Below are 26951 nucleotides of genomic sequence, written 5' to 3'. Positions count from 1 at the left end.
CCGTCACGACAGTGACGCTTCGTTTGGTCGAGCCGAGGCGACGTCTACCACGATCTCCGCAACCGTAGCTGCAGCGTCGCGGTGACCCGCGCTCCCCGCTGCGATGGACATAGCAGCGATGCGCTCGGTATCGGTGATCAATTCGACGATCGTGCTACCGACGTACGCCGCGTCGATCTGCGCGTCCTGCACCAGTATCCCGCCCCCCGCATCGACGACGGGCCGAGCGTTCAATTCTTGCTCACCGTTGCCGTGCGGCAACGGTACATACACAGCGGGCAGCCCCGTCGCCGACACCTCGGCGACGGTCATGGCACCGGAGCGGCACATCGCCAGATCTGCGGCCGCATAGGCCAGCTCCATGCGGGTGAGGTACGGAACAGCAATGTACGCAGTCTTTGTGCCTTCGATCGGCTCTACGTCGATGGTGTTCTTCGGGCCGTGCGCATGCAGGACCGAGACCCCCGCGGCGGCGAGTTCGGCAGCGGCGCCGGACACTGCGTCGTTCAGCGAGCGTGCACCTTGCGATCCGCCGAACACCAGCAACACGGGGCCGTCCGCGGGCAACCCGAAATATGCTCGCGCTTCTCCACGACGAGAAGCTCTGTCCAGCCCGGTGATCGTAGGTCGGACGGGTATTCCAACTACCTCCGCATCCTGCGCACCGCGAGCGGATACGCCGGAGCCCGGCACGGCCGCCAGCACCCGAGTAGCCAGACGGGCGCCGACCTTGTTGGCAATCCCTGCACTGGCGTTGGCTTCGTGCAGAACGATCGGTATGCGTCGACTGTCACGAGCGCACCGCGCCGCGATGTACGCGGGGAGAGCGACGTATCCGCCGAATCCCACGAGCACGTCCGCTTCGGTCTCGGCGAACACTTTCTTGGTCCTCCGCACCGATCGAACCAGTTTTGCCGGCAATCGCAGCAAGTCGAGTGTCGGTTTGCGCGGCAGCGGAACGGGAGGAATCAGTGCGAGCGGATACCCGCGTGCCGGCACGAGAGTGGTCTCGAGACCGCGTTCGGTTCCGAGCGCGGTAATCCGGATTTCGGGATCGAGAGCGCGTAGTGCGTCGGCGACAGCGAGGGCAGGCTCGATGTGTCCTGCAGTTCCTCCGCCCGCTACGACGACGGACAGTGCTCTGGTGACCGGCGGTCGAGTTCGTGCATTCACCGTCGATATCCTTGCCCATCGGGGTGGTTGCGTCGCGCGCCGGGTTGCCTCGGCACTCGCCGGCGAGGATCGGACCGTTGCTCACCTGGGGCTTGACGACGTGCTCGATTAGGTGCGCCGCCCACCTGTGCGTGTTCACGCGCGGCCGAACGACCGCTCTCTGCACGTGCCGCAAGCCTGCGGCGGGCCTCCTGGTCGAGGGCAGGCCTGGTTGATTTGGATCGAGCGGCGGCTGCACGCAGAGGTGAGAACGACGCGGGCATCGGGAGCCGAAGTATCCGATCGAGCCTGCTGTCCCTGCCGGCGTGCAATGCCGCGATCGCTTCGGGTTCGTGTCTCGCGGCGTTGGCGATGATACCGAACATGAGGAGCGTGATCGCGGTCGATGATCCACCGTAGGACACCAGCGGTAACTGCAGACCCGTCACCGGAAGCAGCCCGACCACGTAGCAGATATTGATCATCGCCTGGGCGAAGATCCAGGTCGTCGAACCGGCGGCCAGCAGACGAAGGAACGGGTCGACGGATCGCATGGCAATGCGGAGGCCGGTGTACACGAACAGGGCGAAAAGACCCAACACTGCCAGGCACCCGATGAAGCCGAGTTCCTCGCCGATGATCGCGAAGATGAAGTCGTTGTGCGCGTTGGGAAGGTAGCTCCACTTGGCGCGGCTCTGACCGAGTCCGACGCCGAAGGGTCCGCCGTCGGCCAGGGAGTATCTCGCTTGCTTGGACTGATATCCCAGACCCTGCGGATCGTCCCCCGGGTTGAGCCAACCTTTGATCCGGTTCGAGCGATAGCCCGCAGTGAATGCCAGTACGGTTGCGGCGCCGATTCCGCCGACGACCAGAATTCCGAACAAGCGAGCATTGAGCCCGGCGAACCATAGAAGCGAGACGAGGATGATGCCGATGGCGATGGCCGTACTCAAGTTCGGCTGCAGCACTACCAGCGCGCACATCAGCAACGATGCAGGTACCAACGGGATAAGGAGTGACTTCAAGCTGGCGTGCTCGCTACGCCGCGAGGCCAGAAGATGTGCGCCCCACAAGACGAGCGTGACTTTGGCGAGTTCGGAGGGCTGGAACGAGATCCCAGCGATGTTGAACCATCGACGTGCACCATCTGCGCCTTCGGACCCCACACCCGGAATCAAGACGAGCATCAGCATGACCACCGAGATGCAGAACAGCGGGAACGACAGCTTTCGAAGCATCCGAACCGACATGCGCAGCGCGATGTAGAACGCTACGACACCGAGGGCGACACCGATCAACTGCTGCGTGAAGAGTGAGTAGGCGGAGCCGTCCGTCGCATAGGCCTCGGCGGCCGAAGAGGACAGCACCATGACCAGCCCGAGGATGGTGAGTAGTGCCGCAATGGTGACGATCAGATGGAACGACGCAAGGGGTCGGCGCATCCACAAGCCGATTCTGGTCCGTGGTCCGCTGGTGGAAGGACCAGCGCCGGGTCGAGATCGACCGGAAGCGGTACTCACGACACCGGCCCGATGGCGTTGCCGATATCCGCGGCGTCGAGATCGACTACGGCCTCGGCGAAGCTGCGACCGCGATGCCCATAGTCGACGAACATGTCGAGAGACGCCGCAGCCGGGGCGAGCAACACGGTATCGCCGGGATGCGCTCGACGTGCTGCCTCTTGGACGACCGCCCGCATCACTACGTCAGCATCTTCAGCAACATGAGTCACATCAGCATCGTCTCCCGCCGGATACCGCACAACGGGAACATCCGGTGCGTGTCGCGCCACCGCCTCTGCGATCTGCGTCCCATCGCGACCGATGACAAGTGCGGCGACGAGACGCGGAGCAATTTCGACGACGAGTTCGTCGATGGCAGCGCCCTTCAACAGTCCCCCGGCGATCCATACGACGCGGGGATATGCGAGGAGCGAAGACCGCGCAGCATGCGGGTTCGTGGCCTTCGAGTCGTCCACGAACGTCACTTCGTTCGTCGTGCGAACCACGGCGCCGCGATGCGGCCCGACCTGATAAGTACGGATACCGTCGGCCACATGGTCCGCACCGACGCCTATCGCGCGAGCCAGAGCAGAGGCTGCAAGCGCGTTCATCCACCCGGCGGGACCGGCGGGCACCACCGCCGACACCGGCACGATCTGCTCCCTGTCGGCGAACGCGTTATCCACCAGAAAATCACCGATGATGCCGAACTCACCGGCCGCAGGCTCGGACAATCGGAATCCGATCACGCGGTCCGCCGTCGACGTCGCCGAGAGCGCGGCGGCGCGGGCATCGTCGAGACCGACCACAGCGATATCACCGTTCAGCGCCCGGGCCTTCGACTCGATGTATCCATCCATACCACCGTGCCAATCGAGATGGTCCTCCGCGATATTGAGCACAGCACCCGCAGCGGGGCGCACCGACGGAGCCCAGAACAACTGGAAAGACGACAGTTCGACGGCCAATACCCGCGGATGCGGCGAGAGTCGAAGGGCGTCGAGTATCGGCAGACCGATGTTCCCGCACGCGACGCTGTCGATCCCTGCGGACTTCAATATCGAGGCCAACATCGAGGTTGTCGTGGTTTTGCCGTTTGTACCGGTGACGACCAGCCATCTCGTCGGCGGGCCGTAGATTCCGGCACGATCGATCCGCCACGACAACTCGACGTCGCCCCAGATGGGAACACCGTGGTTCGCGGCCTCCGCCAGCACCGGCGAATCAGCTCGTAATCCAGGGCTCGTCACCACCAGTGCGATTGCACCGATTCGATCGGTGTCAGCGAGTAACTCGTCCTGCAACACGACACCTGCCCCGAGTGCGCGGGCGTTGTCCAGCGCTCCCGGATCCGAGTCGGTGACCAGAACGTCCGCTCCCAATTCGAGCAGCGGCTGCACCGTCGCCAAGCCGGACACACGAGCGCCTGCGACAAGGACGGTCCGTCCCCGAAGCCAGGTCAAATCTTCGTCGTATCCGGTCGCGTCAGCAGTCTCGGACACGTGTATCTACCCTCCGATTGCAGCGAGATATTCGCTGTAGAACAGTGCAAGCCCCACGGCCGACGCGATGGCGGCCAGAAGCCAGAATCTGATAATTACCGTGGTTTCCGCCCACCCGGCGAGCTCGAAGTGATGATGGAACGGGGCCATTCGGAATACTCGTCGTCGACTGGAGCGGAACACCGCAACCTGGATCACGACCGATGCTGCCTCGGCAACGAACAGTGCAGCGATGACCACCATGATCAGCTCGGTCCTTGTCACGATCGACAATCCGGCAAGCAGACCACCCAGTGCCAATGAGCCGGTGTCCCCCATGAATATCTTTGCGGGCGCTGCATTCCACCATAGGAATCCGATACATGCACCCGCCGCGGCCGCACAGATGAGGGCGAGGTCGAGCGGATCGCGAACGTCGTAGCAGCCTGGCCCTGGGTTCGTGGAACACGCCATGCGGTATTGCCAGAACGTGATGACCGTGTAAGCGCCGAGTACCAATGTCATCGAGCCCGCCGCCAGACCGTCGAGACCATCGGTGAGATTGACTGCATTGGACCAGGCCGTCACCAAGAAGTAACACCACACGATGAACACGATCGAACCCATGCTGACGGTGGCGATGTCGCGCACATAGGACAGCTGGGTACTTCCGGGGGTAAGCCCGTTCGGCCCACGGAACTGCAGGGCAAGCACGCCGAAGATTACAGCGGCGAAAAGTTGACCCACCAGCTTGGCAGTCTTGTTCAGACCAAGATTTCTCTGCTTACGAATCTTGATGAAGTCGTCGAGGAAACCCACCAGGCCCAGCACCGTGGTCAAACCCAGAACTAGAAGAGCCGAAGCCGACGGCCCGTCCGCTTCGTAACCGATGCCGATGAGATGCGAACCCCAGTACCCGGCCCACAACCCGGCGAGGATCGCAACACCGCCCATGGTCGGAGTCCCGCGCTTGGACTGGTGACTTGCAGGCCCTTCGACCCGAATCTCCTGCCCGAATCCTTGCTTCGAGAACGCCTTGATCAGCACAGGCGTGAGCAGGATCGCCACAGCGAGTGCAATACCTCCGGCGAAGAGGATCTGTCTCACTGCGATTCCTCCGGTGTCATCGTCTCGTTCTCTCCATCTGCCTCGTTCGGCGCTTTCAGCAACGCCTCGGCCACCGACCACAACGCGACCGACTGCGAAGCCTTCACCAGGACGATGTCACCGGGCAGCACCTCGCGTCGTAAAACCGCGATTGCCTCCGCATCGCCGGACACGAGCATCGACTCCTCACCCCACGACCCCTCCATCACCGCGCCCTGGTGGAGCGCTCGTGTCGGACGACCGGAGTCGACGATCACCAGACGACTCACATCGAGTCGCACGGCCAGCCTTCCGATCGCGTCGTGCTCGATGACTGATTCTGGACCCAGTTCGCCCATTTCACCCAATACGGCCCACGTCCGTCGACGCGGCCCGCTACCCGAGCGCGACATCGAAACCAGTGCTTTGAGCGCAGCCCGCATCGAATCGGGATTGGCATTGTACGAATCGTTGACGACGGTCACCCCGTCGGGACGGGTACGAACATCCATCCGACGAACCGAGGTGGCACTGGAACCGGCAAGCGCGGTCGCGATCATCTCGAGGCTCGCGCCGCATTCGAGGGCCACAGCGGCCGCGGCCAGTGCGTTGCCTACCTGATGTTCACCGTGGACTGCGAGAGCGATGCCGATGCTCCCGGTAGAGGTGACAAGAGTGAAGCTCGCGCGCGCGTCGGCGTCGAGTTCGACGTCCGTTGCTCGAACATCGGCTTCCACAGAATGCCCGACTGTGACCACTCGAGCCGACGTCCGTGACCTCATCGACAACACCAGCGGATCGTCCGCGTTGAGAATCGCAACACCGCCGTTCGCGGCATTCGGAAGCGCTTCGATCAATTCACCTTTGGCAAGTGCAATCTTCTCTCTCGATCCGAACTCGCCGAGATGGGCCGTTCCGACGTTCAAAACGACGCCGATTCGCGGAGGCGCGATCGAAGCCAAAGCGGCCACGTGCCCCACACCTCGCGCCGACAACTCGAGAACCAAGAACTTCGTGGTTTCGTCGGCCCGAAGGGCCGTCCAGGGATGGCCCAGTTCGTTGTTGAACGACCCGGGCGGCGCAACAACAGAACCCAGCGGAGCCAGTACCGAGGCCAGTAGATCCTTCGTCGACGTCTTTCCCGAGGATCCGGTCACGCCGACGACCGTCAGCGAGGTCGTATTCGCCAGGTCGACAACAGAGGCACGAGCCAATGCAGCCAACGCGCCGAGAACCGCGGCGCCTGATCCATCGCGATCGTGCTCGAGAGCCATGGCTCGACTGTCGTGCGGAGCCGGTTCGACGACGATTGCGGGCACCCCGACGGGACGGGCCGCCAGGACGGCCACGGCACCAGCGGCCACTGCTGCCGCTGCATGGTCGTGTCCGTCGACCTTCGCTCCCGGCAACGCCAGGAACAGACCTCCCGGATTTACCTTGCGGGAATCGAACTCGACCGACCCGTCGACGATCCGTGACGGGTCCGGCACGTCGTGCAGGGTTCCGCCGACGATGTTTGCGATCTCGGCGAGTGTCAACGCTTTCACGATGGATCTCCTGCTTCTGAGTCGATCCTGCTGTCGATGGCGGCCGCAAGAACCACCCGATCATCGAATGGATACTTCACACCCGCGATATCCTGTCCGGTTTCGTGGCCCTTGCCCGCGACCAGAACGACATCGCCCGCACTGGCCCACTTCACAGCCTCGATGATGGCGGATTCTCGGCCGGCCACATTTCGGACCTCACCGCGCGCCTGCGGGTCGACGGCCAACGCCCCCTCGTACATCGCGTCCCGGATCGCCGACGGATCCTCCGAGCGTGGATTGTCGTCGGTGATCACCAGCAGGTCCGCCCCGCGTGCTCCGGCGGCACCCATCAACGGGCGCTTCGCCTTGTCTCGGTCTCCGCCTGCACCGAGGACGACAGCAATCCGCCCCGAGGTCTGTTCTCGTAATGTCTCGATAACGGCTTCCACTGCGGCAGGCTTGTGTGCGTAGTCGACCACGGCCAGAAAGTCCTGGCCACGAACGATGCGTTGCACCCTGCCGGGGACGTCGACCTCGGACATACCGCGGATCGCGCGGCGGACATCCACCCCTGCCGCCGAACATGCTGCAGCGGCCAGTACCGCATTGGCGACGTTGTATCGGCCGGGTAGTCGAATCTCGGCGGGGTAGCTCGCACCACCTGGCTCGACGATCGAAAAAGTCTGTGTGCCGTTGGCTTCCTTCGACCAGTCTGCGATCGTCCAATCGGAGTGCGCAGCGACCGAGGCGGTCAAGACACTCGTCCCGGCCGCACGAGCTATGTCGGCCATCCGCTTTCCCCAATCGTCGTCGATACACACGACGGCCGAGCGGCTTCGGACGCGCGACTCGGCAGTGAACAGTCGACTCTTCGCCTGGAAGTAGTCCTCGAGGGAATCATGGAAATCCAGATGATCTTGCGACAAGTTGGTGAAGGCGCCGACCGAGAACACCGTGCCGTCGACGCGGCCGAGCGCCAAGGCATGACTGGACACCTCCATGACCACCGTATCGATGCCGCGCTCGAGCATCACCGCGAACAACGCGTGCAATTGAGGCGCTTCAGGAGTGGTGAGGGCACTCGGGACTCGGGAACCAGCGATCTTCGTCTCGATGGTCCCGATCAACCCCGTCACCCTGCCTGCCGCGACCAACGCAGCCTCGAGGAGATACGCCGTCGTCGTCTTTCCGGACGTGCCGGTAATGCCGATGACGGTCATGTTCTCGGAAGGATTGCCGTAGACGAGTGCCGAGACGGTGCCGAGAATCATCCTCGGGCTCTCGTGCAGCAAAACCGGCACCGGCAACTGCGGATACTTACCACGGACGATGTCCATGCCCTCGGAATCGGTGAGGATCGCGACCGCACCCCGTTCCAGCGCATCCTCGACGAACGTCGCACCATGTACGGACGATCCAGGGAGCGCTGCGAAAAGGTCGCCGCGCTCGATGCCCTGTGCGCGCAGGTCGATGCCGGTGACAGCAATTCGCTGCGTCACCTCATCGTCTACGACCACCGCGTTCGACGCGTCGGCAAGGTCCTCGACCGACGTGTGGGGCGGCTTCGACGGGCGAAACGCCGTCGGAGCAGGCTGCGGCACTTCTGGCACAGTCACTGTGCTCCTTTCTGCCCGGCTGCGAGGATGTCTCGGGTCCGCCGGGGGCGCGGTCGTCGACACGGATATCCAAAACCCCCGAATGTGCGGAAGAGGCCGACGAGTTAGGTTACCGGCGAGTGCACCCGGACCCGAATCGGGAGTTGGTCCGATTCGTCGATCGCGATCACAGAGCAGAAGGTAATCATGTCAGTCGGCCTGCAGAACCAGTTTGCGTCCGGGATCGGCCGACAGTGGCACGCTGTCACGCTGAAGCATCCAGCTAGCGATGTTGTGGAAAAGCGGCGCGGCAGACTGACCACCGGATCCGTCGGCACTCCGGGACGGTGCGTCGAGCATGATTCCGATCACGTACCGAGGATCATCGGCGGGCGCGATCCCCGCGAACGTGATCCAGTAGTTCGAGTTCGAGTAGCACTTGCACTCCGGGTCGACCTGCTGCGCCGTACCGGTCTTGCCGCTGATCTGGTAGCCGGGCACACCGGCCGCGACCCCGGTTCCCCGTTGATTGCCGGTGTCGTCCTGTGTGACGGAGCGAAACATGTCACGGACGGTCGATGCCGTCTGCGGACTGACGACGTACACGCCCTCCGGCTGCTCGGTCTCGGTAGTGTCTCCGCTCGGACCCGTCGTCGAACGAATGATTCGTGGTGGGATCCGCACCCCGTCATTGGCGATGGCCTGATACATGGCCGTCATCTGGAGCAGTGTCATGGACAAACCCTGTCCAATAGGAAGGTTGGCAAATGTGCCGCCCGACCATTGGTCGCGGCTCGGGACGCTGCCGGCACTTTCGTACGGTAAACCGACGTTGCTACGTTGCCCCAAGCCGAAGCGGGACAACATGTCCGCGTATCGATCTTCGCCGACACGTTGCGCGAGAATCAAAGTCCCGACATTGGAAGACTTCCCGAACACGCCTGTCGTCGTGTAAGGCGCTACCCCATGCTCCCACGCATCCTTGACCGAGACGCCGGACATGAAGATATTTCCAGGTACCTGCAGAACCTCGTCCGGCGTTGTCAGACCGTATTCGATCGCAGCCGCCGCAGTGATGATCTTGTTCACCGAACCGGGCTCGAAGGGGGTCGTGACCGGGAGGTTGCCCATCTGCTTGTTCTTGTCGTTGTTGCCGACCCCGATACCTGGGTTGAAGGTGTTGTCGTTCGACATGGCGAGAACCTCACCGGTGCGCACATCCTGCACAAAAGCGGAAGCATCCTTCGCACCGGACAGATCCTTCGCCAACTGCACCTGCTGCTGCACGTAGTACTGAAGATCGGCGTCGATCGTCAATTCGACGCTCGAGCCGTTCACGGCGGGTTGCTTGTCACGCCAGCTGCCCGGAATGACCGCGCCGTCGGACCCGCGGTCGTACGTCTGAGATCCATCGGTTCCTGCGAGAGTGGAATCGAGCGAATCTTCCAGCCCCAGCAGACCGTGTCCGTCGTAACCCGTTGCCCCCACCATGTTCGCGGCGAGCGATCCACCCGGGTATTCACGGATGTCCTGTCTTTCCAGTCCTACTTCTTCGAATTCCTTGCTGATCTTGGTTGCGACCGTCGAATCGACTCCACGCACGAGGTAAGTGAAGGTGTCGTTGCTCTTCAGCTTCGCGAGGATGTCCTTCTCGCTCGCAATGTCACCGAGTTCATCATGAAGTCCGGCAGCAATGGCCTTCAACCGATCGTCGGTTTCGGGCTCGGTCGGATCCTTCGCTCGCGCCTCGTCCAATTCCTTCCGAACACGAACCGGCTGGAACGTCAGCGCTTTGGCCTCCATCGTGAACGCGATCGGCTTGCCGTTGCGATCAGTGATTGCGCCTCTGGTCGCAGGATCGACAAGCGTCGTCGTGCGTTGCGAAGCCGCCTCTGCCGACAACCGAGTCCCATCGACCCCCATGATCCACAAGAGTTGCAGCGCAACGAGTGCGAGCACACCGAACATCAGAACTCGACCGAACCCGCTCCGAAAACCGAAGGAAGACGCGTCGAAGCGCCCGCGGCGAGGGTTCCGAGGCGGCAGGGACGACCCTGATGATCGAGTCGCGGGCCTCCTGGCGCCGTCTCGTGCGCCGACCCCCGGTGCTCGACGTGTCGGCCGTGGACGTCCAGCTGTTCCGGTGGTCGGCCGTGTCACTGCCGACTACCCGACGCGTTATCCGGCGACGGACTTTCCGACTGGGTACTCATGGGAACCAATTGTTCACCGAGAGCCCCGGCACGAGCGTCAATGGATGTGTTCGGCGTGGCGGGTGTCGGACGTGTGGGAGAAGAAGCCGAACGCGGAGTGACCGAGGGGGGTGACTGTGTAGGCGAAACACTTTGCGAATCCGGCGGATCCAAGGGCGCTACCGGCTTGCCTTCCGCTGGAGCCGGCGTCCCGATCACCTGCACGGAACCATCGGGCGCCACGACGAGACGTGCAACATTCCCCGCCGGTACCATCCCCATCTCAGCGGCACGCCTAGCGAGTTCCGGTGCCGAGTCTGCCAATTCGACGTCGCGTTGAAGCGAGGCACGCTCCTGCACGAGTCCCTCGTTGTACGCCTTGGCGTCGGACAGGTCATAGGAATCCCCCGCCGACCGAGTCGTCAGAAGCAGCGTCAGGCCGAGCCCGAGCGACAACAGTCCGATTATCAGAGCGACGAACGGAATGCGGGCCGTCATCGACGCCCCGGACAGAGATGAACGAGCAGCGCCGTGACTGGTAGTCGCGGCGTCCCCGGAGTGCACCGTGGCTCGCTGCTGACGACGCTCGTAGGCGCGCAAGGCAGCACCGGAGCGTGCAGCACCAGTCTCCGTCGAGGTCGCTCGTGTTCGACGCGTACGTCGAGTTCCTGCCGAACCCGCGGTGATTGTCATGCCGCTCTCCTTGCGATGCGCTCGGCTGCACGTAGGCGCACAGGCGCCGAACGCGGGTTGTCTTCGATTTCTTGTTCCGAGGCGCGTTCGGCACCTCGGGTGAGCAGTGCGAACTCAGGACCCATCCCGGGGAGCTCCACCGGAAGGCCCTCTGGGCTACGAGATTTGACCCGAGGAGCAAGCTCTTTCTTCACTACTCGATCTTCGAGCGACTGGTAGGACATGAAGACCACTCGTCCGCCGATCGAGAGAGCATCCAGACCGGCAGGCACTGCCTTCTCCAGCGAATCCAGCTCACCATTGACCTCGATGCGCAGAGCTTGAAAGGTGCGTTTGGCAGGATGCCCGCCCGTGCGACGCGTCGCTGCCGGAATCGACTCGTAGAGAAGTTCCACCAGGGCACCGCTCGTGGTGAAAGGTGTGATCGCCCGACGACGAAGGATCGCCGATGCGATACGACCCGCGAACCGCTCTTCACCATAGGTACTGAGCACCCGCGCGATGTCGCCATGGCTGTAGGTATTGAGGATGTCCGCGGCGGTAATTCCCACCGTCGAGTCCATGCGCATGTCCAGAGGCGCGTCTATCGAGTAGGCGAATCCACGTTCGGCCTCGTCCAACTGCATCGACGAAACACCGAGATCGAAGAGAATGGCATGTACGGACTCGTACTCGGGAAGACCTGCCTCTTCGAGCGCGGCACCGATTCCGTCGTACGTCGTATGTACGAACGTTGTCCTGTCGGAGAATTCGGACAGGCGCCGACTCGCGAGTTCGAGAGCGGCCGGATCCCGGTCGAGACCGATAAGACGGACACCGGGATAGGTTCGCAAAAAGTGTTCGGAGTGGCCACCGAGCCCGAGGGTGGCGTCGATCATGACGCTGCCTTCTCCACCGGGGCCTACTGCGGTCAACGCTGGACCCAGCAGTTCGTCGGCTCGGCCTAATCGAACCGGAATATGCTTGGCACGAGGGGTACTCGATGCATTGGATCCCTGCGACGGTCCTGCTGTATTTCCAGGGCCGTCAGGAAGGTTGTCCGGGGCGGGCGGCTGAGACTCGCCTTCCACAATGATTCCTCCCGGTCTTGCTTGGCGCACCTTGTGCTCGGCGAGCGGATCGAAGAGATGAACTGTGTCGAATGCTTCGAGGTCCCTGTCCGATAGGGATCCTGGCGTTGGGGAAGAACGTCAGGATCCTGATCTGTGAAACCTGGCGTTGGGGAAGAACGTCAGGGTTCTGATCGGGCAGAGGCCTCGCGGCACTCGGCGGTGAATTAGTGGCGCTACATAATCCCTCCGAGGGATTCGTCGAAGGCGTCGGAGAAGCTCTGCTCGCTTTCCGCCGAGTAACGAGTCCAGGACTCTTTGTTCCAGATCTCGATGAACTCGATGGAACCGTTGACGACGACTTCGCGCCCAAGATTCGCGTAGCGCCGATGATCGGCGCTGATCATGATCCGCCCCTGCCCGTCGAGCTGCTGCTCGTCGGTGCCGGCACCCAACTGCCTTATGTACGCACGTGCGACGGGATTCGAGCGCGAGGCTTCGGTGAGCTTGCGAACCCGCTCGGAGAACTCCTCCGGGGTGTAGACAGCGAGGCTGTGATCCTGACCTTTGCTCACCATCACACCTCCAGAAAGCGCTTCGCGGAACTTCGCGGGCAATGTCAACCGACCCTTGTCGTCGAGCTTTGGCGTGTAGGTACCGAGGAACACTCGACACCTCCTACCTGAACCCTTCGCTGTCCACCACTTTACCCCACTTCCCCCCACTATCAATCCCTGACGAGGATTCATTTGTCATCGTCCGCACAAAAGCGCAGCTCAAAGCGGTGGATGGCTGTGGGGAGGATTTATGCCGTCGGCGCGCCTGGCTCGGATCCAGGACTCTTCTGCGTGAGCTGAACCAACGAAACTGCAGTTCGGATCCATGTCCCGAGGTGTACGAATCGCCGAACGGGTGGCGGTGGGGCCAAGTGGGGATTCACAGGTTCAGCCTCGGCCCGTGGGGCGAAAGCGATGTAGGCAGCAAAAAAGCGGCGCCCCACCTCTCGATGGAACACCGCTTTCGCGTTCTTCAGCATCACGCGTTCTGGTGCCGCGCGTTCTGTGTCGTCAACCGCTGCGGGCAACGATCGAGTCCATCAGACTGCAATCGCGCGCACAGTGTTCACTCCTGCTCGAACCGCCGCCGGAACCGATCTTCCATGCGCGACGCGAAGCCTCCGCCTTTACGGGCAGACTTGGACTTCTGCCCCGAGCTCCTCGGACCGGACCCGGAATTGGATCCGCTCACACTCGATGCGTCGCCGTTGGACGGCGTTGCAGCTTTGCGTGATCCGCCGAGAAGAAACAGCACGCCTGCCCCGAACATCAGAACGAAGCCGACGAGGCTTATCACAGGAAAACCGCCGGGCTTGAATGGCAGAGCCACCCCGGCGATCAGAAGAACAAGCCCCAACGCGAACAATGCGGCCGCTTGAAAACGGCGTTTGCTCGATGCCGTACGCATGCGTCCGCTTCGTACGTGCGAGGCGAATTTGGGATCCTCGGCGTAGAGAGCGCTCTCGATTTGATCGAGCATGCGCTGCTCGTGCTCGGAGAGTGGCACGGTACCTCCCCCTGAACAGAAATTGAAAGTCATTTCGGGTCCGAAACGACGGGAAGCTGACCTTGGCGGCTACCTACTGTCGATAATACGAGCAGAATCGCCTGCTTACCACCTACTCGCGATATGTGTTCCTGAGAATGTTCGAAGTTCCCCAGCCCAACGCCACAATCGGCACTCGGAAGTCGCAGATCTGCAGTAGCTGCGGCAGGCGCCAGAGGCCGACCGACGAAGAACACCGCGCTCAAGCAGACATCGAATGCGGACGGACTTCCTGTCTGTCGAGTCGTGAATCGGCTCCGATGTACTCCTCCACTACCTGAAGGAATCGACCTACTTCGCGGTAGAACTCGTCGGTGTCGTTCTCGTCGATCGATCGGCGCAAGCCCGCCTGGACGGCCGCTCTGGTCGCCGAGAAGCCGGAAAAGTACTCGGCCCAGGAATCGAGGGCGGGCGCCGCCTTTGCCATCAGCACCCAGGCACTTCGCGAGCGCACTCGCGATGCGGCGATCGGGGTGGCCTCCAGTACCGCTGCCGCGCCGCGCAGAGCCGCCATATAGCAGTCGAGAAACATCTCGGTGGCATCCGCGGCGCCCACCGACCCGGACAGCAGCGCATCCGCTCGACCGAGCAACGCTCTGGCGCGAGGCGATACCGGCGGACGTACGTCAGCACGGAGAACTTTGGCAGCCATACTCGAACACCTCCCGTTCGATTCGCCTCACGCGGTCGTCCGATCGGGTACTTCGGATTCGGTGGTACGGATTAGGTACCACCGACACGCCCGGACAACGATGAAGCTCTAAGGTCGGAACCCGGCGAGTCTCGCTTCCCTCGAGCTCTTCGCCGGATCGCCGACATCGAACATTCGTTCGACATATTCAATATAACTGCGCCCACCGACAAGTAGTCAAGGAAAGGTTGAGAACAGTCGCTACCGATGCGGAAACGACCCCCTATCTCGTCGACCTTTCCCCTCAGGAAATTCGTCGCCGCCTCCCCGAAGCTCTGGCCATTTACGTAGCGGCCATGGGCTACCCCCAAGGCACCGAGTACCACCGCGCTCCCATGTGGATCGAGCATCTGTCGCGGCCCGGCTGGCGGGGAGTCGGAGCAGTGCTCCCCACCCCTGATGCACCCCTGGTCGCCGTGGCATACGGCTATCACGGAGCTCGAAATCATTGGTGGCATCAACAGGTGCGCGACGGGCTGCACAGATCCGGGCACACCGACGAGTACATCGACGGAGTACTCGACGACTACTTCGAGTTGACAGAACTGCACGTCGCACCGAGTGCCCAGGGCCATGGACTCGGCCGCGCACTCACGCGCAGACTTCTACAGGATCGACCCGAAAAGAGCGTGCTTCTGTCCACCCCAGAGGTCGAGCAAGAGGAAAACCGCGCCTGGCGGTTGTACCGGCGACTCGGATTCGAGGATGTGCTGCGCGACTTCATGTTTTCTGGCGATCGACGGCCGTTCGCCGTGCTGGGTCACGCACTGCCGTTCGAATGAAGGACGACCTATAGCCTGGACCGGTGATCGACGCTGTGGTAGTCGGCTCCGGCCATAATGCTTTGACCTCGGCTTGCTATCTCGCTGCAGCTGGGCTGTCCGTCGAGGTGCTCGAACGAGACACGATCGCCGGCGGCGCGGTGTCGTCCGTGGAGAGATTCCCAGGACACCGCGTGGACCGCGGGTCGTCTGCGCACATCATGGTGCGTCATACCGGAGTAATCGAAGAACTCGATCTCGCCAGTTACGGCCTGCGCTACGCCGAGTGTGATCCGTGGGCTTTCGCTCCAGGAGCCCCGAACTCCAATGAGGAAGCGTTGGTCTTCCATCGCGACCTCGACCGAACATGCGAGTCGATCGCTCGGTCCTGCGGGACCGCCGATGCGATCGCCTACCGGCAGTTCGTTGCAGTGTGGGGACCACGAAGCGCGAGGACCATGCGTGCGTTCTCCTCCCCACCCACCGGCCCAGGCTTGCTTCGCTCCTTCTGGGGTCTCGACGCCCCCGACGGCGGAAGCGCATTGTCTCGAGAATTTCTCACTACCGGTGACGCTCTGCTCGATGCGTTGTTCACCAGTGAACGCCTGAAAGCTGCGCTGGCGTGGTTCGGAGCGCAATCTGGACCACCCATGTCCGAGCCCGGCACTGCCCCCATGGTGGGCTTTGCGGCCTTGATGCACACACTTCCGCCCGGGCGTGCGATCGGCGGAAGCGGCGCACTCACCGAGGCCCTCGTTGCTCGGCTGACAGCTACGGGCGGGTCGGTGGCCCTCGGCGACGCGGTCGAGGCAGTGTCGCCGAGAGATGGGCAGTGGACCACCACGACATCTTCTGGACGATCGATCCGTAGCCGAATGGTCATCGCAGGCTGTCACATTCTGACGACCCTCGATCTTCTTGCGGCAGGCGGCCACGATCCTCGGGCGATCGAAGCCTGGCGCCGACACATTCGGGTCGGCCCCGGTATCGGGATGGCAGTCCGTCTCGCCACCGACTCGCTGCCGCAGTATTCGAGCGCAGCGGCCGATTCCGACGCGACAACGGGTCTACAGATGTTGGTTCGCGACCGTGCACATCTGCGTCTGGCCCATGGGTCTGCATCTGCAGGTGAACTCCCACCGAGGCCTGCGGTACTCGGCATGTCGTTCACCGCGATCGATCCCACCGTTGCACCCGCAGGTCAACATCAGATTTCACTGTGGTCACAGTGGCAGCCCCACACCCTGTCCGGAGGACGCCAGTGGCGTAAATCGGACCAGGTACGTGCCGACGATCTCGCCGAGCTAGAGGCGGACCGAATTGTCGCCGAGCTCGAGTCCTACGCACCGGGCTTCAGCGCGTCCGTGCTCGACCGACATGTCCAGTCACCCGTCGATATCGAAAGGGAGCTCGGTTTGATCGGGGGAAACATCATGCACGTCGAGATGTCACTCGATCAGATGATGATGTGGCGACCGGTCCCCCAGCTCGCCGGATACCGAGTGCCTGGAGCTCCAGGAATGTATTTGACTGGTGCCTCGACCCACCCGGGTGGCGGCGTATCCGCGGCGAGCGGGCGGAGTGCGGCCCGAATCGCCCTGGCCGACGCACGGGCCGGCAGACTCCGCCGCTGGATCGGGAACCGAAGACGATGAACAGGTTCGTCATGGCACTCGCGGGTGCCGCAATACTGGCCCAGATTTCGTACCCCCTCGTGACCGGGTCGCGACGCGATGTCGTCACCGTCGCCGTCGTCGTCCTCCTCGCGTCGTCCGCGCTCGTACACGCCGCCTTGTCACGCGGTGTCGGGTGGGCTCTGATGCTGTTCGCGACTACTGCCGGGCTCGGCCTGATCGCCGAAATAGTCGGAACTGCAACGGGGTTTCCTTTTGGAAGCTATGGATATGCAACAGATCGACTGGGCCCCGACATCGTGGGCGTGCCCGCGGTGGTCCCACTTGCGTGGACGGCAGGGTTCTATCCGATCTGGTGCGCGGTCTCCTATGTATTGCAACGATCGTCGATCTCTCCGGAGCGTCGAAGAATTCACCGCGTCGTGATCACCGCCGTCGGGATGGTCGGATGGGATCTCTACCTCGACACGCAGATGGTGACCGATGGGCAGTGGACCTGGACGTCTCCGATCGCCGGACTACCCGGAATCCCCTCGATTCCGGTGAGCAACTATCTAGGGTGGTTTGTCACCGCAGCCGTCATGGCGCTGATCGTCGATACTCTGGGGCGCCGGTTCCGAGCTGACCGCACCACGCTGTCACCGATTTCCGACACCGCTCCTCTGGTGCTGTTCGCCTGGACGTGGCTCGGCTCGGCGCTTGCTCACGCTGCGCTTCTGACCGGACCGGAACTTCGATACTCGGCCGTCTACGGATTTTTCGCGATGGGCGTCGTCGGAGTTCCGCTCGTATGGACTTGGGCGACTTCGAGATGGACAACTTCGAGAAAACCGACCACCGAACCTCGAGGTCGCACGCGGACTCGGTGACGTTCTTTCGGCTCCCTGGCACAGACGGCGTCGTACGTCTGGCACGATGTCGAACGTGCAGTCGACATTCCGTGCAGGTACCCGTAACCGTCGAATTATGTCCGCCCTCGCATTAGCGCTGTTCGTAGCGCCGATGTTGGCCGGTTGCCTCCGGGTACAGGTGTCGATGGGTGTCTCTGCCGACGACCGCGTGTCGGGGCAGATCGTGGCCGCGACGATACCGACATCCGATACCGACACCGGCCCGGTGCTCACGCCTCCGTCTTCGCTCGCGAGCAAGATCCGGGTCGCGGAATACAAGCAGGACGGATACGTCGGCAGCCAAGCACGTTTCAGCGATCTCTCCTTCGGCGACCTTCAAACCCTCGGTTCCATGTCGGATCAAGCGACGGGGAGCTACCAGCTGGTGATGCAGCGAGCGGGCGACACCGTGACGCTCGAAGGCAAGGCCGATTTGCAGACGGTCCCCAAGCAGGGCACCGATGTTCAGTTCACCATCGCGTTTCCCGCTCGAATCGGGACGACCAACGGCACCCGTGAAGGGGACAACATCATCACCTGGAAGTTGCCCGCGGGCGAGGTGACGAGCATGCGAGCCGAGGTCAACTATCCCGATCCCAACACCCGCAGTTTCGCGGGCTGGGCCGGCATCGTGGGGGGCGTCACTGTGGGTATCGCAGCGATCGTCGGAGCCATGGCCTGGGTGACCAGGAACCCTCCGGTGCGCCTCGTCGAGTCGAAGAAGTAGGCCGCAGGCTGAACGCCGCACCGTGAGCATCGTTGTCAGCAAGGAATCGATCGTGACTACCGCCGGCCGAGTGATCGCCGGAGCGACTGCTGTCGGCGCGGTGCTCTCGGTATCGACGGCGGCCATCTCGGTCTTCAACGCCGTCACAGTGCCTCGCCTGTCCCGCGCAACCGATTCCGACGTCCACGAATCGATCGTGGTCTGCGTTCCCGCCCGCAACGAACAAGAACAACTCCCCTTGCTCATTGCGGACCTCCGGGCTCAGCGACGGTGCCGTGATCTTCGGATTCTGATACTCGACGACGGTTCGTCGGATGACACCCTCGCAGCAGCCCGAGCAGCTGCCGGCGACGACGCCCGAGTCCACGTCGTCGAATCGTGTGCCGAGCCACCTCCTGGGTGGACAGGCAAGGCGGCAGCGTGCCGGACCCTTGCCGGTCTCGCGTTCGAGATGAGCGATCATCTCGACGCGATCGTGTTCGTCGACGCCGACGTTCGTCTCGCCGAGGACGCGATCGCGGCAGCAGCGTCGACATTGCGTCGCTACGACGCTGCATTGGTATGTCCATGGCCGAAGCAGATCAGCGAAAGCGTCGTCGAACATCTGGTACAACCGCTACTCGGCTTCTCGTGGATGTCGACGCTACCGATTCGGCTCGCCAACGGTTCGCTCCGTCCGTCGACTACCGTTTCGTGCGGACAGTTCATGATGTTCGACGCGGCTGCGTACCGCGACATCGGTGGGCACGAGTCGGTGGCAGCAAGCGTGACCGAGGATCTCGATATTGCTCGCGCCCTGCGTCGCAGCGGACGGGGCACAATTCTCGTCTCGGGGGCCGGTCTGGTCGAATGCCGTATGTACGACGGTGTGAACGATCTCCGCGCAGGATATTCACGCTGGCTGTGGAACGCATTCGGTGGTACCGGAGGCTCGATCGCAGTGCTGTCCGCGGTCTCGGTGATGTACTTGCTTCCACCGGTCGCAGCTCTGGTGGGATCGGGTGCGGTTCGGCGGTGGGGCAGGATCGGCTACGGCGCAGCAGTGCTGTCGAGACTCGCTGCCGCACAAGTCGAATCTGCAGACATGCCCGGCCGATCGACCGACGTTCTTCGCTGTGCTGTCGAGTCGAGCGCCCATCCGCTGTCCGTGGCCGGCTATCTCTGGCTCACGATCGATTCGCATCGGTCGCACAGGCGCGGAAACCTGATGTGGAAGCAGCGCCCACTGATCGCCGAGGAAGAATCCCCGGCGATCGAGGGACGTTCCTAGAAGCCGACCGGCTGCAGATCCAGGTCACACGCGCGCTGCGCACAGTCCCAGATTGGTCAGCACTTCCCGCGTCGCACGCGCGAAGTTCAGAGTGATGAAATGCAGTGCCGGCGCGCCCTCGGCGATGAGACGCTCGCACATCGACGTCGCCAATTCGATTCCGACTTCGCGAACCGCAGCTCGGTCTTCTTCGGCACCGGTCCCGGCCGCTCTGGTGAAGCGATCGTCGATATCGCTGGGAAGCGCCGAACCCGACAGGGACAGAGCCCGACGGACCGTTCGGAGCGAGGTGATCGGCATGATCTCGGGAATGATGGGCTTGCACGCCTGCTCGGGGTCGAACGCCGCAACGCGATCGCGCAACCGCAGATAGTCTTCGACGTCGAAGAACATCTGCGTTATCGAGTATTCGGCCCCGGCGCGAAGTTTGTTCACCAGGACACGCGTGTCCTGTTCGAGATCGACTGCCCGGTAGTGCCCCTCGGGGAACGACGCGACGCCGACGTGAAAATCTCCGAGCTCACGGACGAGGCTGACGAGCTCCTCTGCATATTCGACACCCTGGGGGTGCTTGGTCCAATCGCCGAGCGGATCCCCCGGGGGATCGCCGCGCAGCACCAGTATGTTGGAGATCCCACGGTCTGCGTAAGCGCCGACCATCGATCGAAGTTCGTCGATACTGTGAGACACCGCGGTCAGGTGCGCCACCGGCAGCAGCGTCGTGTTTTCGGAGATATCTCCCGTTACTCGGACGGTGCGGTCTCGGGTCGAACCGCCTGCGCCGTACGTCATGGACACGAACGCCGGCTGCATCTGCTCGAATTCGCGGACTGCACGCCACAGCCTCGCCTCCGCGGCCTCGTCCCGCGGTGGGGAGAACTCGACCGAAAATGGAATCTTCGACTCCGTCGATGTCCGTAGACGATCGACTATCGATGGGGTTCGGGTGACCCACCCCTCACTCGACCGCCCCCTGACGGCATCTGATGTCACGGGCACATCATAGTTTCGTCGGAAACTCCGGTGACAGGAGGCTCACGATAGGGAGATCGATCATCGGTGACGGCTAGTGTGAAAGTGATACACCCACACCCCGCACTCGACTGGAGGATCCCCTGTCCAGAGACTCGACTCTTCCCGCGCCCCGTCGAACGAGTGACCCCGACCCAGCCCTACGCGAAGCGATCACTGCGCCGGTCGCACTCGTCGAGTCCGCGTTGGCCGAGTTCTTCCATTCCCGACGCGACCAGGTGGCCCGGGTCGGCGGCGGTTACCGTTCTGCCGTCGCGGACCTCGAAGCCTTCGTATTGCGTGGTGGAAAGCGAATCCGGCCCTCGTTCGGCTGGATGGCATGGCTCGGAGCAGGCGGCGATCACCGCAGCCCGCAGGCCGCGTCCGTGCTCCGTGCCTGCGCATCTCTGGAATTGATACAAGCGTGCGCGCTCATTCACGACGACATCATCGACGCTTCGCTCACCCGCCGCGGCTTTCCCACCGTGCACGTCGGCTTCACCGAGAGGCATCGTGCGGCGGGCTGGTCCGGCTCCTCCGAGCGCTTCGGTGAATCTGCCGCGATCCTGCTCGGCGATCTGGCATTGTGCTGGGCCGACGACATGCTTCGCGAATCCGGAATCGGACACGAAGCGATGGGGCGAGTGTCTCCGGTGTGGTCGGCCATGCGCACCGAAGTGCTCGGCGGTCAGTTGCTCGACATCGAAGCCGAAGCCGGTCTCGACGAATCCGTGGAGGCAGCGATGCAGGTCAATCGCTACAAAACCGCGGCGTACACCGTCGAACGCCCACTCCAGCTGGGTGCCGTGTTGGCCGGTGCACCGGAGAGCCTCGTCGACGCATATCGATCCTTCGGCACCGACATCGGCCTCGCCTTCCAGCTTCGTGACGACCTCCTCGGTGTCTTCGGCGATCCCGCAGTCACCGGCAAGCCATCCGGCGACGACATCCGAGAAGGTAAACGCACAGTCCTGATGGCAGTGGCCTTACAGCTCGCCGATCGAGACAGGCCGGATGCGGGATCACTGCTCAGGTCGAGCCTCGGAGTCGTCGATCTGACCGAGGACACCATCGAAATCATCCGTACGGTGCTGATCGAACTGGGAGCAGTCGCGGATGTCGAACGCCGAATTTCCGAACTCACGAACCGCGCACTCGACACGCTGAAGACGAGTGCGGTCGAACCGCACGCCGCCGCGCAATTACGCGCAATGTCCATAGCCGCAACGCAGCGCACCTACTAGATCGGTAGAGAACATTGTCTCAGCAGCCACGCAACCGAAATCGCCTCCGGACCGTACCGGGCCCAGTCGAGACCGTCGTGGTGGTCGGCGCAGGACTTGCGGGGTTGTCTGCTGCTCTGCATCTCGCCGGCGCAGGCAAAAAGGTGATCGTCTTGGAGCGCGAGGATTCGGTCGGGGGCCGAGTGGGGACCTATACGGTCCGCGACACCGACGGGAGTCGTCTCTACGACATCGACAATGGTGCGAGTGTCCTGACGATGCCCAACCTGATCGAGAACGCGTTGGCGGCGGTCGGTGAGTCCTTCGAATCGACAACGCCGGCGATACAGCTGAGCGCGCTGTCTCCGAGCTACCACTCCCGCTACGCCGATGGCACCGCTATCGACGTGTTTGCCGATCCGAGCGCGATGGCAGCAGAGGTCGAGCGCACGTGCGGATCGACGGAAGCGGCAGGCTATCTCCGACTACGACAGTGGCTCGCCTCCATCTTCGAGGCCGAGTTCGACCGGTTCATCGACTCCAACTTCGATTCGCCGCTCGATCTGGTGTCCTCGAGAGCGGCACTCCGAGACACGGCCACCCTCACCAGGCTCGGTGGCTTCGGTCGACTCGGACCCCGCGTCGAATCGTTCCTGAAAGACGAGCGACTTCGACGGGTGTTCACTTTCCAGGCACTCTATGCAGGCATGGCTCCGGCGAAGGCTCTCGCTGTCTACGGCGCAATCGCACATATGGATACCTCGCTCGGCGTCTACTTCCCGGTCGGCGGGATGTCCACGATCGCCGCGTCGATGGCCGATGCACTTTCCCGGAACGGCGGTTCGGTTCGCACCGGCGCAGAAGTATCGGCTCTGATCGTCGCCGGTGGCCGAGTCACCGGCGTCGAAACTGCGGACGGCGAAACCTACGAGTGCGACGCCGTGGTTCTCACACCGGATCTACCTGTCGTGGACGCACTGCTGGATCGAGCGGGAGTTACCTCCAAGGGAAGATCACGCGGCTACGGTGTCGTGTCACCTTCGGCGGTCGTCTTCCACGGCACCGTCCCGATCTCGTCCACCGAATCGTGGCCGAGTAGGTCACATCACACGATCGATTTCGGAGCCCAGTGGGCGAGCACGTTCCAGCGAATCACCGCGCGCAGTGGACGTGGAAAGCTGATGGAGGATCCGTCACTGCTCATCACCCGTCCGGGGGTCAGCGACCCATCACTACAGATGGTCCGTGACGGTGTGCAGTGCGAACCGGTGTCGATACTGGCACCGTGCCCGAACCTCGACGGTGCGCCGTTGCACTGGGCCGCGTTGGCTATGCCGTATGTGCGCGAATTGCAGGGCGAATTGGAACGACGTGGCTACCGGGGTCTCACCGCAGACATGACGATCGACCATGTCGACACTCCGCAGACGTGGGCCGATAAAGGAATGCTGCACGGCAGTCCGTTCTCCTCGGCACACGTGTTCAGGCAGACGGGCCCGTTCCGACGAAAGAATCTCGTGGCAGGGCTCGACAACGTGGTGTTGGCCGGGTCGGGAACCACCCCGGGTGTCGGTGTGCCCACGGTTCTTGTTTCAGGCAAACTTGCGGCCGAACGCATCCTGGGAACCCCAGCCGACGCGTCGGCTGGATCGGCCGTAGTTCGGAACACAGCCGCCGACGCTCTAAACTGACTCCGGTCCATCGCGGATTCAGCGTTCGCACCCGCCACGCCGGCAATTTCGTCCCCGAGAGGAGAGTGACCCGACTCATGTCTTCGGTCTCGTCGAGTTCCACCGCCTCGGGTACCGCGGGAGAAGATCCCGCAGCAACTGAGCAATCTTCAGCCGACACGGTCCGTGTCGGCACCGGACTGCATACCTCTCGTCTTCGGACGGTGACGCTGTTCCTGCGGAGTCCAGAAGGACACTCGGCCGTCCTGGGTTTGGTCGGTTCAGTGCTCATCACGTTCGGTGGGTTCGGTGCAGGCAGCGTGCGAAGACGCGATCCACTGCTCGAGTCGATGCATTTGTCTTGGCTTCGATTCGGCCACGGCCTAGTCCTGTCGAGCATCATCGTCTGGATCGGCGTCCTGCTGATGATCATCGCGTGGGTCCGTCTGGGACGTGCCACACTCGGCGGTCGCACCACCTTGGGAGAGCTCCGCTGGATCGTCCCCGCCTGGACAGCCCCTCTTCTGTTCGCGGTGCCGATGTTCAGCCGAGACGCATTTTCCTACCTCGCGCAAGGCGCCCTGCTGCGCGACGGATTCGACCCCTATGGCGTCGGGCCCGTAGCCAACCCGGGCATTCTCCTGGACAACGTCAGTAACGTCTGGACCACGACGACCGCTCCTTATGGGCCGCTGTTTCTCCTCCTCGGTCAGGCGATCACCAGCATCACCGGTGACAACGTCATTGCCGGCACGATGCTGCTCCGCATCACGATGCTCCCTGGTCTGGCACTGATGGTATGGGCTGTCCCACGACTCGCCCGTCACCTCGGCGGCTCGGCACCGCTGGCTCTGTGGTTGGCGGTACTCAATCCTCTCGTTCTGGTCCACTTGATCGGCGGTGTCCACAACGAGCTGCTGATGGTCGGCTTGATGACCGCCGGCATCGTGCTGGTTCTCGAGCGGCATCACGTCGGTGGTGTTGCACTTGTCGCCTTGGCCGTTGCCATCAAGGCCACGGCAGGTCTTGCATTGCCATTCATGGTGTGGATCTGGATGATTCACGAGCGCGAGCGGGCGATCCAAGAGAATCGGACGCCGCTGTCACCGATCGCAGCATTCGCGAAGACCGCAGGGATCGGCGCCGCTGTCTTTGCAGCAGTCTTCGTCATCACCTCCGCCATCGCCGGCGTTGGAATAGGCTGGCTCACCGCACTGTCCGGTTCCGCGAAAATCATCAATTGGCTGTCGCTGCCTACGATTCTGGCTCATCTCACCACGATCAGCACGTCCTGGTTCCTCGATGTTCGCCTCGGGCCTGTCCTCGATGTGACTCGCATGCTGTGCGCCATCGCCCTTGCTGTCATCATCGTCGGTACCTGGTGGCTGTACCGCAAGACCGAGCGTGATGCCGTCAAGGGAATCGTCATCGCGCTCGTTGCAATCGTCGTGCTCTCCCCTGCCGCACTGCCCTGGTATTACTCGTGGCCGTTGGCGCTTGCAGCAGGTTTCGCACTGTCGACACGAACCCTGATGATCCTTGTCGGGCTATCGACGTGGCTGATGCTCGTATTCAGGCCCGACGGATCGATCGGCCTCTACACTTTCGCTCACGTCGCGCTCGCAACGTTCGCAGCTATAGTGGCAGGGCTTTCCCTCACCCGAGTCGACCCCCTGCGACTGCGTGCCGGACACACCGACCACACACCCACGATCGAATCGGACACTCCAGCCGAGAACACCGAAGTGAGCAAAGCGGACCATGGGTGAACTAGACGCTATCGACCCGGCCCTGCACGACGCATATCGCCTGTGCCGTGACCTGAACGCGCAGCACGGAAAGACTTACTTCCTCGCCACGCGCCTGCTTCCCAGCGACAAGCGGGCAGGAGTGCACGCGCTGTACGGCTTTGCTCGAATGGTCGACGATATCGTCGATGTGGACGTGAACTCGGCCGACGTCGAGCTCGAGGCGCCCGCCGCCGCCCCGATCGGGACCACGGTGTCACAATCCGATCGCGATGCCGCCGCCAAGCTCGATGTCCTCGAGCAGCGGGTCCGCAACGCTCTCGGCGGCGCCGTCTTGGGATCGAGCCGATCGGACAGAGTGCTACAAGCGTTGGCGGACACCACAGCTCGATACTCCATCCCGCACGAGTACTACTTTGCGTTTCTCCACTCCATGCGCATGGACATCCCGGGCACACCGATGTTCAAGTCCCGCTATCGGACGATGGCCGAGCTGGACGAATACATGTACGGCTCCGCCGCAGTAATCGGTCTGGAGATGCTTCCGATCCTCGGCACCTCGACAAACATCGCCGACGCGGTACGCCCTGCTGCAGCACTCGGTGAAGCTTTCCAGCTGACGAACTTCATTCGCGATATGGGCGAGGATCTCGATCGCGACCGGATCTACCTTCCGACAGACGAACTGGAAGCGTTCGGCGTCGACGAGGAGCTACTGCGAGCGTGTCGGCAATCAGGTCGAACCGACGCCCGGGTAGATCGAGCGTTGGCCCACCTCATCGCACACACCCGGGCGGTCTATCGGGACGCCGAACCAGGAATCGACATGTTGGCACCCTCCGTCCAGCCAGGAATGCGCACGGCCTTGCTGCTGTACGGAGGGATCCTTCGTGAAGTCGAAGATGGCGGCTACCGGGTGCTCATCGAACGCGCCCGGGTTCCGCAATGGCGTCGAATATCGGTTGCGGCGCCGAGATTGGCCGCCACCGGATGGAACGTGGTTCGCGAAAGGGCGCGGCTCAGAAGGCCATCGCTTGAGCGCGCCTGATGACCTCTCGCATCAAATCCCCGTGCAGTGCTTCGGCGGGAGTTCCGGGAAGACTCGGGTCCTCCTCGAACAGCCACTTCAAAATTTCCTCGTCCTGATACCCGCCATCGTGCAATACCGCCAGGAGCCCCGGCAGACCTTTGACGATCTGACCGTTACGGGCGTCGAGAAATACTTCGGGGACACCGGGAACCCTGTTCCGCTTGATTGCGAGGAGCTGGCGGTCGCGGAGCATCTGCTCGACTCTGGCCTTCGGCACTTCGAGAACCTTGCTGACATCCGCCAGCTGCAGCAGGGAGACGGACGGGTCGAGGACATCGTCGGAATAAGGGATTGTGCTCACTCCGGTAACGTTAACGGGTTCGAGCTCGTATACGAAAAGCACTGCTGCAGGACC

23 protein-coding genes are annotated in these 26951 nt (G+C 62.8%); 9 read left to right on the top strand and 14 right to left on the bottom strand.

Features of this window, described 5'->3' with window-relative positions; all coding sequences use genetic code 11:
- Positions 1-3: 3 nt before the first annotated feature.
- The 12 genes from murG to H2510_RS11035 all read right to left on the bottom strand — a co-directional run bounded on the left by murG (position 4) and on the right by H2510_RS11035 (position 14533).
- Positions 4-1182 (bottom strand): undecaprenyldiphospho-muramoylpentapeptide beta-N-acetylglucosaminyltransferase, encoded by a 1179-nt coding sequence (murG, locus tag H2510_RS11090; protein WP_397517352.1) that lies wholly within the window; start codon positions 1180-1182, stop codon positions 4-6.
- On the bottom strand, positions 1170-2594 hold the full coding sequence (ftsW, locus tag H2510_RS11085; protein ID WP_186628362.1) for a putative lipid II flippase FtsW: 1425 nt from the start codon (positions 2592-2594) through the stop codon (positions 1170-1172). Before ftsW ends, murG begins: the two co-directional genes overlap by 13 nt.
- Before the next feature lie 74 nt (positions 2595-2668).
- Positions 2669-4156, bottom strand: a complete 1488-nt coding sequence (murD, locus tag H2510_RS11080; protein WP_186628361.1) for a UDP-N-acetylmuramoyl-L-alanine--D-glutamate ligase — start codon at positions 4154-4156, stop codon at positions 2669-2671.
- A 6-nt stretch (positions 4157-4162) separates the two neighbouring features.
- A complete protein-coding gene (gene mraY, locus H2510_RS11075) occupies positions 4163-5242 on the bottom strand; it encodes a phospho-N-acetylmuramoyl-pentapeptide-transferase (RefSeq protein WP_088945618.1) in 1080 nt (359 codons plus the stop codon).
- Positions 5239-6768 carry a UDP-N-acetylmuramoyl-tripeptide--D-alanyl-D-alanine ligase gene (gene murF / locus H2510_RS11070; protein WP_186628360.1) on the bottom strand — a complete coding sequence of 510 codons (1530 nt, stop codon included), beginning with the start codon at positions 6766-6768 and terminating at the stop codon, positions 5239-5241. The genes mraY and murF overlap by 4 nt, the downstream gene beginning before the upstream one ends.
- Positions 6765-8366: a UDP-N-acetylmuramoyl-L-alanyl-D-glutamate--2,6-diaminopimelate ligase gene (locus tag H2510_RS11065; RefSeq protein WP_186628359.1), complete on the bottom strand. Its 1602-nt coding sequence runs from the start codon at positions 8364-8366 to the stop codon at positions 6765-6767. Before H2510_RS11065 ends, murF begins: the two co-directional genes overlap by 4 nt.
- A 189-nt stretch (positions 8367-8555) precedes the next feature.
- Positions 8556-10391, bottom strand: coding sequence for a penicillin-binding protein 2 (locus H2510_RS11060; RefSeq protein ID WP_261392889.1), 1836 nt, complete (start codon positions 10389-10391; stop codon positions 8556-8558).
- 110 nt (positions 10392-10501) lie between these two features.
- The gene (locus H2510_RS11055) at positions 10502-11230 is read right to left on the bottom strand and encodes a hypothetical protein (protein ID WP_261392857.1); all 729 of its coding nucleotides are present in this window, start codon (positions 11228-11230) and stop codon (positions 10502-10504) included.
- A complete protein-coding gene (gene rsmH, locus H2510_RS11050) occupies positions 11227-12189 on the bottom strand; it encodes a 16S rRNA (cytosine(1402)-N(4))-methyltransferase RsmH (RefSeq protein ID WP_315901345.1) in 963 nt (320 codons plus the stop codon). Before rsmH ends, H2510_RS11055 begins: the two co-directional genes overlap by 4 nt.
- A gap of 326 nt (positions 12190-12515) precedes the next feature.
- On the bottom strand, positions 12516-12947 hold the full coding sequence (gene mraZ / locus H2510_RS11045) for a division/cell wall cluster transcriptional repressor MraZ (RefSeq protein WP_136172025.1): 432 nt from the start codon (positions 12945-12947) through the stop codon (positions 12516-12518).
- Between the two features lie 454 nt (positions 12948-13401).
- Positions 13402-13842 carry a DUF3040 domain-containing protein gene (locus H2510_RS11040; protein WP_186628356.1) on the bottom strand — a complete coding sequence of 147 codons (441 nt, stop codon included), beginning with the start codon at positions 13840-13842 and terminating at the stop codon, positions 13402-13404.
- A 241-nt stretch (positions 13843-14083) separates the two neighbouring features.
- Complete coding sequence (locus H2510_RS11035) at positions 14084-14533, bottom strand: SAV_6107 family HEPN domain-containing protein (protein WP_186628355.1); 450 nt, start codon at positions 14531-14533, stop codon at positions 14084-14086.
- A gap of 227 nt (positions 14534-14760) precedes the next feature.
- On the opposite strand from H2510_RS11035, the gene H2510_RS11030 reads away from it, so the two are divergent.
- From H2510_RS11030 to H2510_RS11010, 5 genes are all read left to right on the top strand, one after another.
- On the top strand, positions 14761-15354 hold the full coding sequence (locus H2510_RS11030; RefSeq protein ID WP_186628354.1) for an N-acetyltransferase: 594 nt from the start codon (positions 14761-14763) through the stop codon (positions 15352-15354).
- A gap of 23 nt (positions 15355-15377) precedes the next feature.
- Positions 15378-16988 carry an NAD(P)/FAD-dependent oxidoreductase gene (locus H2510_RS11025; protein WP_186628353.1) on the top strand — a complete coding sequence of 537 codons (1611 nt, stop codon included), beginning with the start codon at positions 15378-15380 and terminating at the stop codon, positions 16986-16988.
- Entirely contained in the window at positions 16985-17836 is an 852-nt protein-coding gene (locus H2510_RS11020; protein WP_186628352.1) for a carotenoid biosynthesis protein, read from the top strand. Before H2510_RS11025 ends, H2510_RS11020 begins: the two co-directional genes overlap by 4 nt.
- Positions 17837-17933: 97 nt before the next feature.
- Positions 17934-18584: an LppM family (lipo)protein gene (locus H2510_RS11015; protein ID WP_176224994.1), complete on the top strand. Its 651-nt coding sequence runs from the start codon at positions 17934-17936 to the stop codon at positions 18582-18584.
- Positions 18585-18636: 52 nt separating this feature from the next.
- Positions 18637-19854, top strand: coding sequence for a glycosyltransferase family A protein (locus H2510_RS11010; RefSeq protein ID WP_315901327.1), 1218 nt, complete (start codon positions 18637-18639; stop codon positions 19852-19854).
- Between the two features lie 24 nt (positions 19855-19878).
- Here the strand turns inward: H2510_RS11010 and metF are convergent, their stop codons facing one another.
- Positions 19879-20847 carry a methylenetetrahydrofolate reductase [NAD(P)H] gene (metF, locus tag H2510_RS11005; protein ID WP_186628350.1) on the bottom strand — a complete coding sequence of 323 codons (969 nt, stop codon included), beginning with the start codon at positions 20845-20847 and terminating at the stop codon, positions 19879-19881.
- 191 nt (positions 20848-21038) lie between these two features.
- On the opposite strand from metF, the gene H2510_RS11000 reads away from it, so the two are divergent.
- From H2510_RS11000 to H2510_RS10985, 4 genes are all read left to right on the top strand, one after another.
- Positions 21039-22109, top strand: a complete 1071-nt coding sequence (locus H2510_RS11000) for a polyprenyl synthetase family protein (protein WP_315901344.1) — start codon at positions 21039-21041, stop codon at positions 22107-22109.
- Between the two features lie 80 nt (positions 22110-22189).
- Positions 22190-23779: a phytoene desaturase family protein gene (crtI, locus tag H2510_RS10995; RefSeq protein ID WP_186628498.1), complete on the top strand. Its 1590-nt coding sequence runs from the start codon at positions 22190-22192 to the stop codon at positions 23777-23779.
- Between the two features lie 77 nt (positions 23780-23856).
- The gene (locus H2510_RS10990; protein WP_186628349.1) at positions 23857-25527 is read left to right on the top strand and encodes an alpha-(1->6)-mannopyranosyltransferase A; all 1671 of its coding nucleotides are present in this window, start codon (positions 23857-23859) and stop codon (positions 25525-25527) included.
- The gene (locus tag H2510_RS10985) at positions 25520-26554 is read left to right on the top strand and encodes a phytoene/squalene synthase family protein (RefSeq protein ID WP_186628348.1); all 1035 of its coding nucleotides are present in this window, start codon (positions 25520-25522) and stop codon (positions 26552-26554) included. The genes H2510_RS10990 and H2510_RS10985 overlap by 8 nt, the downstream gene beginning before the upstream one ends.
- Here H2510_RS10985 and H2510_RS10980 read toward each other — a convergent pair.
- A complete protein-coding gene (locus H2510_RS10980; protein WP_186628347.1) occupies positions 26526-26897 on the bottom strand; it encodes an Rv2175c family DNA-binding protein in 372 nt (123 codons plus the stop codon). The two genes, H2510_RS10985 and H2510_RS10980, sit on opposite strands and share 29 nt — an antisense overlap.
- Between the last annotated feature and the right edge of the window lie 54 nt (positions 26898-26951).

The sequence above is a fragment of the Rhodococcus sp. BP22 genome, assembly GCF_014281965.1.
Taxonomy (GTDB): domain Bacteria; phylum Actinomycetota; class Actinomycetes; order Mycobacteriales; family Mycobacteriaceae; genus Rhodococcoides.
The sequence above is the reverse complement of the archived record's forward strand: the minus strand, read 5'-3'. Positions and strand labels throughout refer to the sequence as shown.